Source organism: Paenibacillus sp. MDV22-iso6, assembly GCF_058408365.1.
In genome coordinates this window covers 92,990-105,615 of sequence record NZ_JBZVDZ010000011.1, presented here as the reverse complement: position 1 = coordinate 105,615, position 12,626 = coordinate 92,990, and the positions used below count along the sequence as shown (strand labels likewise).

Sequence of the window (12,626 nt, the reverse complement as noted above, 5' to 3'; positions counted from 1 at the left end):
TCTATATCTTATATTATATAAGTATATGAGCGATAAGACTATTTACGTTCAGATTCATCAAGCGTTCCTAATTAACATGAAACCTATTCAACGAATTCGATCTAACTGAGTTGAAGAAGCAAACCACCTAGCCTAGCTTAAAGCATCCAACCCAAACAACTCACTACAACTCTCAAAAAAAGGCGCTACTCCCCAACGGAAGCAGCGCCTTTTCTTTTTACTACCCCAAATTCCTACTAAACACATTTTAGAAGTGTCTCATAAGCAGCGAGCGTAGTGGAGGGACGGAATCGATTCTGAAGAAGCGGTAGCGTTCGCCTTTATCCCCGGATTTTGTCCTATGAAATAGGACATTCAAAAAAATCCGGGGATAACAGCGATCAGAAGAACGATCCGTACCCGTAACGGCCACCTACTGCTCACCAGTCACTTATCTCCGTGTTTAGTCGATAAATCCTTCCAACATTACGGTCGGCAAGCCGTTAGACTGCCATGCACCTTTGCTGTAACCACCGTTGTAGCCCGGCGTTGCTTCAGGCTCCCAATAGAATACGCCTTTACCTTTGCTGTTTGGCAGGTTGCGGAATTGCGTTTTCATCGCTGCGACAAAACTTTTACCGGCTGCCGGTTGCGTATTATCCATCCCGATTTCCGATACGATAATCTCCTTACCATACCGGTTGATCAGATCCTTGGCATTGTTCACAGCATTGGTAACAGCCGTGTTCCAGCCGGAAGCGGAAGGATAGAGGGACATGGCAATCATGTCAAAGTTGGCACCATTATCGATCAGACCACCGATATTCCATACATAGAGGGCATTATCATCTCCGCCCGCCAAATGAACAATTGTTTTGGTGCTGGTGCTGATGGATTTTACGGCATTATGGCCCGTATTCACCAGCCACGCATAATTTTTCATGTTGGTGGATGCTTTTCCATCTTCCCATAACATACCGTTGCTTGTTTCGTTACCGATTTGTACCCAGTCCGGGGTTACGCCTTTGCTCTGCATGGCCGTCATAACTTCACGCGTGTGATTCCATACAGCATCCATCAGCTGCTGGAACGTGTAGTTTTTCCAGGCTGCAGGTTTCGTTTGTTGACCCGGATCAGCCCAGGAATCACTGTAATGCAGCGTCAGCATGACACTCATGCCTGCATTTTTGGCACGCAGGGCCAGCGCAGCTGCACGATCTTTGTTCATGTAACCGTTACCATAATCGTTCGAAGGATTAACAAAGACACGAATACGAACGGAGTTGATCTGGTAATCATTTTTCAAAATATCAATAATATCACGCTGTACGCCGTTTTTGTCTTTCCATTTGTAGCCTTGCGCTTCCATCCCGGGCACCCAACTGATGTCGGCTCCTTTGGCGAAGCTCGGTGCTGCACTGGCATGCTGGCCTGCGGGCAGCATAATGGAGGTGAATAACAAAACAAAGACCAGAGCGATGGATGTTTTGAAACCCCTTACATTTTTGAACATTGCAATATGCCTCCTCGAATATGGGTTGAGTTGCAACCTAATTATAGCGAGCATTGTTTACTCAGCTACAGGGTCCATTTCCAATATTTTGGTTGTTTTTTCAACCTCTCCCCAAAAAAGACAAAACAAAAAGCCGTCCGAAGACGGCTTTTCTACCCGTGGCGCTTTTTGAAACCTTGATCCGTATCCCGCGCCTCCACCAGAATCAGTTAATTTGAGCTAGTGGATTGGGTAAGGGACACGTTCAACATGTGATTAGATATGTTGACGCACCTCCTTTCCTTGTGCCAAGAGTATACATCACTCTTTTACGGAAAGCTAGTCTTTTTTTCATATTTACGAAAAATTTATTTTTCGGTTTGGAACATCGTGATATCCCGATCATAATGACTCTTTGTACCGTTATCGTTGCGAATTCTCACGCTGTCTTCGCTGATCTGCTCTACGATGCCGCGACCTACTTCACAATATACGCCAGCTGGATCTTCCTGCCATGCGGTTACCGTGCATTGGGATAGTGCAGCCGTGAAAAACTCTATATTTTTTTGTAACGTTCTAGGTTTATTCGATTTCATTATATACTCCTTTAACAAAAACAATTTTAGAATGTGGACAGCAACCGGACATTTTACACTGTAAATCACTTTACTCTGTCTCCTGCTCTTTGTAAAGGGATGGAAAAAGTTATCGTCATGAGGTATCATTTACATAAATTTTACATAGCGTTTACACTACGCTGACGCTTGTAGCCAATCACGAATAGTACAATTAGTTCATAACATCTAACCAAGAATAGATATGTAACAAATTCGGAGGCCATACATGCATAGAGATGTCAAAACAGGTAACTACGTTAACCGTGATTTAAGTTGGGTAGAATTCAATCGCCGTGTGCTCCAGGAGGCACAAGATCCAACAACACCTCTGCTGGAACGCATGAGGTTTCTTGGTATTGTCGCCAGTAATCTGGACGAGTTCGTAAGTGTAAGGGTAGCGGAGACGAAAGAGAAGATCAAGGCTGGATTTACGCAAAAGGATTTTACGGGCTACACCCCTGCCGGATTGTACCGTAGATTGATTAAACGAACGGGGACCATGGTCGCCGAGCAATATAAAACCTATCGGGAGCTCATTCGTCTTCTCGCCAAGAAAGGCGTGAATTTCCAGGAATATACCGATCTGAATATGACCCAACAGCGAGCAATGGACCAGTATTTTCATGAGATCATTTTCCCGGTTTTAACACCGATGGCTATCGATTCGAGCCGGCCATTCCCACTGGTACACAATAAATCTGTATATCTGTCCGTGATGCTGCAGAAGGAAGAAGAGCAGGAGGGCGAGCCATTTTTGGCTATCGTTCAGGTGCCTTCCAATCTGCCGCGCGTAGTTCAGGCGCCTTTAAGGGCGAATAGTAAAAAGAAAACGTTCATTCTGATTGAAGATCTCATCAAACATCATATTCATACCTTATTCAGCGGATATGTGCCGCTGGCTGTACAGGAATTCAGAGTGACCCGCAATGCGGATCTTTCTATTAATGAAGAAGAAGCTGAGGATTTGCTTGAGGCGATTGAGAAGGAGCTGCGACGCAGACGCCGGGGAGCACCGGTAAGACTGGAAATTTGTAAGGATTTCCGCCCGGATGCGTTGCTAGAGTTGCAGGAAGAGTTTGATATTCAAGACCCTATGTATGAGATCGATGGACCACTGGATTTGAGCTTTCTGGCCGGGTTTGTAGATAGTCTGGAAGGCTTCTCTCATTTGAAATATAGTCCGGTACAGCCTGTGTATCCTCTGGAGTTCCTTCCTCGGGAAAGTCACTTTGAACTGCTGCGTAAACGGGACGTGCTCGTGCATCATCCATACGAATCGTTCGAACCGGTAACGGACTTTATTGTGGAAGCTTCGGAAGATCCGCGTGTGATGGCGATCAAGATGACGTTATATCGGGTGAATGGGGATTCCCGTCTCATCCCCGCACTGGCTCATGCAGCTGAGAGCGGCAAACAGGTGACGGTTGTTGTTGAATTAAAAGCCAGATTTGATGAAGAACGGAATATTGCATGGGCCCGCACGCTGGAGAAGTCAGGTTGTCATGTCGTATATGGATTGGTCGGATTAAAGACTCATGCCAAGATTATTCTCGTCGTACGCAGGGAACAGAGTGGTCTGAGAAGGTACGTGCATGTTGGAACAGGTAACTATAATGAAAGTACGGCCAAAATATACACCGATGTAGGACTGTTTACCTCCAATCCCATCATTGGTGAGGATGCATCGGAATTGTTTAATGAGATTACCGGATATTCAGGACCCAAAGCGTTGCAAGCATTCCGCGTCGCCCCTGACGGCATGAAGGATGAACTGTTCGCGCTCATTCGTCGGGAAAGGGAGCATGCCTTCAAGGGAAGACCGTCCAGGATTATTGCCAAAATCAATTCCTTATCCCATCAGGATATCATTGATGAATTGTATCTGGCATCTCAAGCTGGAGTACAGATCGATCTGATCGTGCGCGGTGTATGCTGCTTGCGTCCCGGGGTAGAGGGGCTTAGTGAGAATATTCGGGTGATCAGCATCGTGGACCGGTTTCTGGAACACTCCAGACTGTTTTATTTTGAAAATAGCGGGAATCCGGATGTGTATCTATCCAGCGCAGACTGGATGACCCGTAATTTGAAGCGGAGAATAGAACTGATGTGTCCCGTGTTTGATCCGGAGTTGAAGAAGATGCTGGTAGATATATTGAATCTGTCGCTCATGGATAATGTGAAGGCAAGAGAGCTTATGCCTGGCGGCAATTATGTTTTTGTACAAAATGAAAAGCCCCCGCTGAGAAGTCAGACGGAGGCGATGGGCATTATTCCCTGGAAGCCTGCTGAATGGAGTGCGTTAACGTAACTCCCCAAGCTTCCTGTAAATCCTTGACGGCATCGTCAAGGCCACTGAGTTCCAGTAACGGCTCGGCTGTACAGATGAATTGTATCTGCAGCGAGTCGTTTTCTTTTGCCGCCTTTATGGCGGTTATACTTTCAGATCGATTAATCGCTTCAGTCACGCGCAGCAGAGAGCCCAAACGATGGGCATGCCGTTCGTCCGAATCCTTGAGAATGTCCTTGTGCTTATGCAGCAGCTGGGGCGTTCTTTTTTTGGGATGATAATCGGCTGCAACAGCACTCAGGATGGTCTCCCGGTGAGATAGTCCGTAGATGCTTGCATTCATGATCCAATAAGCCGAGTGCTGGGGATACCGGAAGTAGTTAATCTGTTTTCCAGCCATGTGCAGCATGGAGACCGTATACAGAATTCGGGCATCCGCTGGATCGGGAGCATTACCTTGTAGGGCAGTATACAGAGTAAGTGCATCATGATGAATCCGATTCAGACGTTTCTCCGGAATGGGTGGACCAAAATGAATGAAGTTGCGAATGCTGTCCCGCAGCGCATCTGGCACGACTGGCTTACCTTCAGCAAGGAGATCCCTTAGCAAACCATCGCGTAATCCCGCTCCGCTCACGACATAACGATCCCCTTGGATGATTCGGAAGACCGTCCGCAATATGAGTACACCTGGAACAATAATGTCGGCACGATCCTTGGCAAGTCCGGGTACTTTCTTGCGTTGTGCCGAGGTTAGATGTGGCAAAGAACGAGCGATATTTTCCATCTCTTCTGCACCGATTTCATAATGATGCGTAACCGGTAGTGAGTATTGTGTTCTCTTCTGCTCCACTTTGGCCAGTGTACGCATGGTGCCACCAAGTCCAATGAGAGGTAGTCCGGGATGCTGTGTAACCCAATCCTGATCGCTTAATGCCTGTATAACTTCATTACATAGTGCAGCCGCATTTGCCTCAGTCCACTGATCTTCCCCACCATAACGGGCATGAGAGTTAACCGCACCAATAGGCAGAGAGATGCTGTGCAGTCTTTTTCGATTACGGAATACAGTGATCTCGGTACTGCCGCCGCCAATATCCACGACATAACCATCCGCCAGATCAATCGATTGAGTGACACCTAGGAAACCGTAATAGGCTTCCTGATCACCGGATACACATTCGATGGTAAGTCCCGTCTCGGCTTCCAACCAACCTATAATTTCTGGGGCATTACCTGCATTCCGAATGGCAGCCGTAGCTGCAGCCCGGATAAGCTTGGTTTGATATGCTTCGCAAGTAGCCCTGAATTGTCGCAAAATCGTAATGGCCTTATCCAGTGAATGTCGCAGGATGGTTCCGTCTTGTTCAACCACATTGCTTAGACGAGCGGCATATTTGTCTTCATGAATGATGCGATAGGCTCCATCCTGGTCGAGTTCATAAATAACCAGACGAATGGAATTGGAGCCGATATCGATGATTCCGAGTATTTCGTTATGTGTCATAAGCATCTCCTTCTACAGAGGTTAATCTACCCGACTTTTAGCAAGGCAGCCATGGCTTCCGGTGAACCCGGAGGCGTCGAGGAGAAGGGCGTGGTCAGCATGACCACAATGATGAAGACGATAAAGCAGGCAAACAGAATACAACTTACAGCAAAACCGCGATTGCTTTTCTTCATAAACAGTCGAATACCTGTAACGAATAGAAGTACCGTAATGGCTACCAGAACGATAGAAATTGCAAAATAGGCTACGCCATACAGTGATTTGAAAAATGATTCCATGTCTTCTGAACGCTCCTTAGATCCTCATATTTAAGCCTCTCCAAACCATTCCTTAGTAGCATACGATAGATTGATGCGTTTGAAAAGCAAACCAGGCGCCTGTTCCGGCCTTGAACCAAGCTGATGGACTATATCAACGGAAAAGGGGCCCCAGCCTTGGACAGACATCCAAGAAAGCACGGCTTCTGTTGAGTATGTATAAGGAAGGACTATTGTTCACGAAAGGAGATCAACCCATGTCGAGACAGCTTGCAAGCAAATGGCTGAAGACAGCGGCGCTGTTAAAATATCCGGTAGCTGCTGTCCACATTCCACAGACGAAGGCGTTCAACTCGGGGAATCTGCTAAACATGCTTAGTCATTATGGAATGGTGTATATCAAACCTATTGTCGGTGGTGGAGGTTACGGTGTCATTAGAGTATCAGCAAGCGGAGGAGCCTATCGTTATACTCATATGAAGATAACCCGTTCATTTACTCAGTTTGATCAGATGTACCGCTCCCTAATCCGTGTAAAAGCCAGACGGAGATACCTTATTCAACAAGGCATTCATCTCGCAACCATTCAAGGCAGACCAATCGATTACAGAGTCAAAGTTGTCAAGACGGAAAGAGGCTGGGTATTTCGTTCTATGGTGGGACGGCTCGCTCGTCCGGGACTTGTCGTGACCAATCTTAGCAAAGGAGGGACGATGCTGTCCGGTAGGAGAGCGCTCGCTCTGTCCTTACCTCATATTTCCGGTAAACATAAACGTCGCGAGATGCGTTCACTGACACTCACCTGTACACATATCATGGAAAGTCAGTTCCAAGGTGTGGGGCAGCTCGGCTTCGATTATGGACTGGATCATTCAGGCAAGATATGGATTTTGGAAGTGAACACCAGACCGCAATGAAAATGGTTAAAAAAGCTAAAAAAATCCAAAGAAAATCCGATAGTAATATAGTAGGAAACTAGATGGAAAACGTTTGAAATTTAACAATTAAGGGTAATTTACTCGCATCAACTCTTGAAACTATGAATTTATTCTAAAAAAAATGCTCTGATAATCGTTCTGTTCGGTAAGCTACGATCCTGTGTATAAATACTGTCCACACTATCCACGTTGATCAATCAACATTTTTACCATTTATCAACAAACTATACACAGGATTTCCACATAACGTTGTGGATAACAAGAACGCTTGTTCTCTTTATAAATCTCTGATATGATAGTTTTGAGGAAAAAAAAGGAAAGGTTGTGGCGGGAAATGGCTATGTTATCCGATGAGATGTTGTTGGATTCCTACCATAAGGCGATTGAGTTGGATCTCGAACGAGATTTCATCGCACTGCTGTTGGCAGAAATCCATAAGCGCAAACTGGGTACCGACGTATCTGCCATTCTTCACTAGAGATCCTCATTGCAGGCAATGCTACAGGTTTCCGGACATGTCCCATAGATTGACAGGCCATAGCGTGCTTGTCTGACAATGGTGACAGTACATCATATGATTGCAAACGTTTTCGGCTTCGTCTGCCGTGTCAGAGGAAGTGTGAATGACGTAGGGGCTGTATGGTCCGGTGTAATCGTCCAATTTGCCGCATTCTGACAGTCCCTGAAGGCAGTGGGGACAAGCCTGCTCCGGTACAACCAGACCGTTACACAGCGGGCATATATAAGACAAGGGTATCCCTCCTGATGTTCAATTCATTCAGGAGTAAGATACCCTTTTTTGTGTCTTTTATGTTCTATTTGATTCCATAAGGAATTAGCGCTTCATGTTACTGCTGTGTCCCGGGGACAACTTAGCGTCTGGGTCGAAGTAAACCTTGGCATTGTTCACTGCGGTTGGTGCTTCACCGAATCCGACAGCAATCAGCTTCAGCTTGCCTGGATAAGTTGTAATATCTCCGGCAGCATAGATACCCGGAATCGAAGTTTCCATGCGGGAATCGACCACGATGGAATTGCTATCAATTTCGATGCCCCATTCTGCAATAGGTCCCAGGGAAGAGACAAAGCCGAAATTGACGATTACATCATCGACTTCAATTTCCTGTGTTTCCTTGGTTTTAACGTGAGCCAAAGTAACTTTGGTAATGCTGTCCTCACCATGAAGCTCCGTAATTTCGGTAGGTGTAACGATGTTCACCTTGGAATTCATCAGGTTTTCGACACTGTGCTCATGCGCGCGGAATTTGTCGCGGCGATGAATCAGGGTTACTTGCTCAGCGATTGGCTCAAGCATAAGCGCCCAGTCTACAGCGGAGTCACCGCCACCGCTGATCAGTACTTTTTTGCCTGCAAAGGCATTCAGGTCACTGATGAAGTAGTGCAGATTGGTTTTTTCGAATTTGGCCGCACCCTCAAGCTCCAGACGACGGGGTTCGAATGCACCCACACCTGCAGTGATAATTACGGCTTTGGCGTGATACTCATTCACATCGGTTTTTACGACGAAGTGACGTTCTTCTAATTTCTCTACGGATACAACCTTTTCCTCAAGACGAATGTTCGGGTTAAAATGGCTCATTTGCTCCACCAAGTTATTCACCAGCTCCTGAGCGGTAACTTTCGGGAACCCGGCTACATCATAGATGAATTTTTCGGGATAGAGGGCGGCAAGTTGTCCACCAAGTTGTGGCATACTTTCAACCAGAGTAACAGATGCCTGACGCATCCCTCCGTAAAACGCGGCGAACAGACCCGCAGGGCCGCCACCAATAATAAGTAAATCGGTCATGTCATGACCGGCAGTTTGTGCAGTCAAGAATCAACAACACCTTTCTTATTTTAATAGGTAGTTAACAGAAATAATAAAGCCGGGTACGTATGGTAACCAGCGTTTGTTGCTGAACTGTCTTTCTCATTATAAACGGTGTAAACTGGGTTGCAAAGTTGGCAGTTTGATGAATCTGGGAACAATAGATGAAGATCAGGTGAGAATAGGATGAAATTGGAAATGAAAGGTTATGAAAAATAACAAAAAAAACCTTGATATTTGCCAGAAATACAGATATCCTTGACCTGTACTATGTGTTTTTTTGTCTAATTTAGCCCCAATTTGTAATGTGAAGACAATACCCGCGTTTTGTTGAATCTTGTGTATAATTTCACAATTTTAATCGATAACTTGCATGCAAAAAGTTCAAATAAATTCGCGAAGTTAACATTTGTCGTCATAATGGATAAGACCTCATCAATATGGGTAAGTAAGAGCCTTTTTACAACAAAACAATCGAATGGCTGATGCAACGAAACCGGAAGGGGTATAGACATGAGCAGTATTCCCAAAATCGTCATCCTCGGCGCGGGCTATGGCGGGATTCTGACAGCCCAGCGGCTGCAGAAGGAATTGAACTATAACGAGGCCGATGTCACATTGGTGAACCGGCATGATTATCATTATATCACTACACATCTACATATGCCGGCAGCCGGCACAGATACCATTGAACATGCAAGGGTCCCGATTTCGAAGCTGATTGACGAGTTCAAGATTGATCTGGTCAAATCCTCGGTGAAAGAGATCCGCCTGCAGGATCGGAAGATTATTCTGGAGGATGGCACGTTATCCTATGATTATCTGATTATTGGATTGGGTGGGGAACCGGAGACCTTCGGTATTCCAGGCATGCTCGATCATGCGATGACAATTCGCAGCATTAACTCGGTCAGAATGATTCGCGAGCATATCGAATATCAGTTTGCTATGTACAAAAACGATAATAAACGTAACCGCATTCGTTTTGTTGTGGGTGGGGCTGGCTTCAGTGGTGTCGAATTCGTGGCTGAACTTGCGGATCGCATTCCTCAGCTTTGCAAGGAATTCGACGTGAATCCCAAAAATGTGCACATCTATAATGTGGAAGCAGCGCCTTCAGCTCTGCCGGGCTTTGATCCAGAACTGGTTGAGCATGCAATGAACGTGTTGAAGAAAAAAGGTGTTACTTTTAAAATCGGTGTTCCGATCAAACAATGTCTGCCAGACGGAGTCATTGTGGGTGAAGGAGAAAAACTCGATGCAGCAACGGTCGTATGGACCGGCGGTATTCGTGGGAATGCTCTGCTTGAGCAGGCAGGTCTTGAAGTGATGCGCGGACGGGTGAAGGTCGATGAATTCCTTCGTGCCCCAGGGCATGAGCACGTCTATGTCATCGGTGACAATTCCCTCGTGTTCAACAACGAAGGGCGCCCATATCCACCAACAGCTCAGATTGCGATGCAGCAAGGTGTTAACTGTGCCAAAAACGTTGTCGCTGCCATCCGCAAAAAGCAGCCTCAACCTTTTGTGTTTACAAGTAAAGGTACGGTTGCGTCACTAGGCAAAGGTGAAGCTATCGCCGTTGTAGGCGGTAAGAAATACAAGGGATGGAAGGCTGCTCAGCTGAAAAAACTGGTGGATCTCCGGTACTTGTTTATCATCGGTGGCATTCCTTTGGTACTGAAGAAAGGGCGGTTTTTTGGATGAGACATTGCAGTGTTCAGGTCAGAGGATTACTCACACGCGAAGAACTGGATCGTTACAACGCCCTGATGCAGGTTGGCGGTTATCTGGAGGAACAGGATCAGTATGATCTGGCTTATATCGTTCAGAAGGAAGTTGATATTCTCATTTTGCCTGCCATTGAGCGGCTTAAGGAGAAGGGACGTGACCGTGACCGGGCAACGGCTGAGTTTTTGGAATCTCTGAAAGCGGTTGATGAAGAGGATCAGGATTAAGCATTCACGTTATCCCAAAGATCATGAGTCATCCATTTATTATTGAACATTTCATATTCATTCGAAAAAGTAAAAGCACCGCTGATCCTCTCCTTAATGGAGGTATCGCGGTGCTTTTTGTAATTTATCCGATTTACAGCTTGAGCATCTCTTCCAATGTTCCTTCGTTCAGCAGGCTTCCTACATAGAAAGAGCCGAATTCGCCATAACGGGCACTGACTTCATCAAAACGCATCTCGTAAACGAGCTTCTTGAACTGAAGTGCATCATCCGCAAACAACGTAACGCCCCATTCCCAGTCGTCGAAACCAACGGAACCGGTAATGATTTGTTTCACTTTGCCAGCGTAACTGCGACCAATCATGCCGTGGCTGCGCATCATCGTACGACGCTCGTCCATCGACAGCATGTACCAGTTGTCGTTCAGCTCGCGTTTTTTGTTCATCGGGTAGAAGCAGATGTATTGCCGCTGTGGCAGAACCGGTTTGAGACGGGCGATAATTTCCGGGTTCTGCATAGGGTCTTCGCCCTCTTTGCCAAGATAATTGCTCAATTCCACTACACTGACATAAGAATATGATTTGGTGGTGTATTGGGCAAACATTGTTTTGTTGAACGCGTTCTCAACGGCTTTCAAATCTTCCAGCGTTTCACGCAAGTGCATCATGACAAGGTCAGCCTTCTGTCCCACAACGGTATAAACGACAGTGCTTCCTTTGGATGAATCCTCTACTGCTTTCCATTCCTTCCAGAATGCCTGAAGCTCGTCCAGTGCTACGGCGCGTTCCTCATCATCGGCTGCTTTCCAGGCGGCCCAGTTAATCGAGCGGAAGTCGTGCAGGGCGTACCAGCCCTCCAGTGTTGATGCGGCTTCGTTCATTGAATTGATTCCTCCTGCAGGTTATATTTCCAAATCCCGGTAAGGGACGGTTGAGTACTTTATCGTCTTCATTGTATCCCAACAGGAAGCAGAAGGGCAAATGAAGAGAAGGTGAATATAGGGAAATTTGTCCAGAAAGTTCGTTGCTTCGCCACATTTTTTGCGGTACACTATCTACTATCCGTAGTAAGAGAAACCGAGTCAGTGAAAGAAGAGGTGAACGTCACCCGATGCAGTTTATACCTGTGCTGGTATTAATGGTGTTATTTTTCGTTATGATGTTTGGTATCGGTTTCATTCTGAATATGCTGATGAAGACAACCTGGTTTCCTTCCTATCTGTTCATTATTGTCATTCTGCCTGTCGTCGTGTATTCCTTATGGGATCATACGGCTTCGTTGATGTCGCATTTGGGTTCTTTCCATATTGTAGACTATATGACGGGCGTAGCTGGACTTGCTGGAGCGGTCATCAGTGGCTGGGCCATTCGCAAACTTCGTCTGGGTGGGTACAAAATGTTTTAATCGGCTAGCCAATTTGGCAGCAAACGCTGGACTGCATTTTCCGTAAAGGTCTTGCCTTTGTCGTAAACGCTTACGAGTGCAAAGGGAAGGCTTTTTGGCATGCATCAAAAAATTGTGCATGATAATGCGGACATGTCTCATATATATCTGGATAACATTTCTCCATATGTTTACTTGTGTTCTAAGGCTGTAGCTTTTATAGTAATCTAGCAACTCTGCGAAAACGTGAATGCTGTCGACCTAGGACGAAACGGAGCGAGAACAGGTCCGTTTTTTACCTGTTTTTGAGCATTTGAGGATCGGACATTTATGATAGAATAGATAAACATACTTTTGGGGAGAAGGAGATCAAG

Annotated in this window: 13 protein-coding genes; 6 read left to right on the top strand and 7 right to left on the bottom strand. The window is 46.0% G+C overall.

Features of this window, described 5'->3' with window-relative positions; translation table 11 throughout:
* Window positions 1–442: 442 nt before the first annotated feature.
* On the bottom strand, window positions 443–1,423 hold the full coding sequence (locus AC4PM4_RS26315) for a glycoside hydrolase family 53 protein (RefSeq protein ID WP_231952713.1): 981 nt from the start codon (window positions 1,421–1,423) through the stop codon (window positions 443–445).
* 416 nt (window positions 1,424–1,839) lie between these two features.
* Complete coding sequence (locus AC4PM4_RS26310) at window positions 1,840–2,067, bottom strand: hypothetical protein (protein ID WP_072735535.1); 228 nt, start codon at window positions 2,065–2,067, stop codon at window positions 1,840–1,842.
* 247 nt (window positions 2,068–2,314) lie between these two features.
* Between AC4PM4_RS26310 and ppk1 the strand changes: the two genes are divergently transcribed.
* On the top strand, window positions 2,315–4,396 hold the full coding sequence (gene ppk1, locus AC4PM4_RS26305) for a polyphosphate kinase 1 (RefSeq protein WP_063566111.1): 2,082 nt from the start codon (window positions 2,315–2,317) through the stop codon (window positions 4,394–4,396).
* Here ppk1 and AC4PM4_RS26300 read toward each other — a convergent pair.
* Both AC4PM4_RS26300 and AC4PM4_RS26295 read right to left on the bottom strand, forming a co-directional pair.
* On the bottom strand, window positions 4,356–5,882 hold the full coding sequence (locus AC4PM4_RS26300) for a Ppx/GppA phosphatase family protein (protein ID WP_090954681.1): 1,527 nt from the start codon (window positions 5,880–5,882) through the stop codon (window positions 4,356–4,358). The genes ppk1 and AC4PM4_RS26300 overlap by 41 nt on opposite strands.
* 26 nt (window positions 5,883–5,908) lie before the next feature.
* Window positions 5,909–6,163, bottom strand: a complete 255-nt coding sequence (locus AC4PM4_RS26295; RefSeq protein WP_063566109.1) for a hypothetical protein — start codon at window positions 6,161–6,163, stop codon at window positions 5,909–5,911.
* A 236-nt stretch (window positions 6,164–6,399) separates the two neighbouring features.
* Here AC4PM4_RS26295 and AC4PM4_RS26290 point away from each other — a divergent pair, with 236 nt between their 5' ends.
* A complete protein-coding gene (locus AC4PM4_RS26290; RefSeq protein WP_090954680.1) occupies window positions 6,400–7,059 on the top strand; it encodes a YheC/YheD family protein in 660 nt (219 codons plus the stop codon).
* Window positions 7,060–7,414: 355 nt separating this feature from the next.
* A complete protein-coding gene (locus tag AC4PM4_RS26285; protein WP_024632651.1) occupies window positions 7,415–7,558 on the top strand; it encodes a sporulation histidine kinase inhibitor Sda in 144 nt (47 codons plus the stop codon).
* 21 nt (window positions 7,559–7,579) lie between these two features.
* Here AC4PM4_RS26285 and AC4PM4_RS26280 read toward each other — a convergent pair whose 3' ends face one another.
* The gene (locus AC4PM4_RS26280; protein WP_072735483.1) at window positions 7,580–7,831 is read right to left on the bottom strand and encodes a hypothetical protein; all 252 of its coding nucleotides are present in this window, start codon (window positions 7,829–7,831) and stop codon (window positions 7,580–7,582) included.
* 84 nt (window positions 7,832–7,915) lie between these two features.
* A complete protein-coding gene (locus AC4PM4_RS26275) occupies window positions 7,916–8,890 on the bottom strand; it encodes an NAD(P)/FAD-dependent oxidoreductase (protein WP_211754064.1) in 975 nt (324 codons plus the stop codon).
* Between the two features lie 534 nt (window positions 8,891–9,424).
* Here AC4PM4_RS26275 and AC4PM4_RS26270 point away from each other — a divergent pair.
* Both AC4PM4_RS26270 and AC4PM4_RS26265 read left to right on the top strand, forming a co-directional pair.
* Entirely contained in the window at window positions 9,425–10,618 is a 1,194-nt protein-coding gene (locus AC4PM4_RS26270; protein WP_024632649.1) for an NAD(P)/FAD-dependent oxidoreductase, read from the top strand.
* The gene (locus tag AC4PM4_RS26265; protein WP_024632648.1) at window positions 10,615–10,869 is read left to right on the top strand and encodes a hypothetical protein; all 255 of its coding nucleotides are present in this window, start codon (window positions 10,615–10,617) and stop codon (window positions 10,867–10,869) included. The genes AC4PM4_RS26270 and AC4PM4_RS26265 overlap by 4 nt, the downstream gene beginning before the upstream one ends.
* 133 nt (window positions 10,870–11,002) lie before the next feature.
* Here the strand turns inward: AC4PM4_RS26265 and hemQ are convergent, their stop codons facing one another.
* Window positions 11,003–11,749 (bottom strand): hydrogen peroxide-dependent heme synthase, encoded by a 747-nt coding sequence (hemQ, locus tag AC4PM4_RS26260; RefSeq protein WP_063566107.1) that lies wholly within the window; start codon window positions 11,747–11,749, stop codon window positions 11,003–11,005.
* 230 nt (window positions 11,750–11,979) lie between these two features.
* Between hemQ and AC4PM4_RS26255 the strand changes: the two genes are divergently transcribed.
* Complete coding sequence (locus tag AC4PM4_RS26255; RefSeq protein WP_053783239.1) at window positions 11,980–12,273, top strand: YuiB family protein; 294 nt, start codon at window positions 11,980–11,982, stop codon at window positions 12,271–12,273.
* Window positions 12,274–12,626 lie beyond the last annotated feature (353 nt).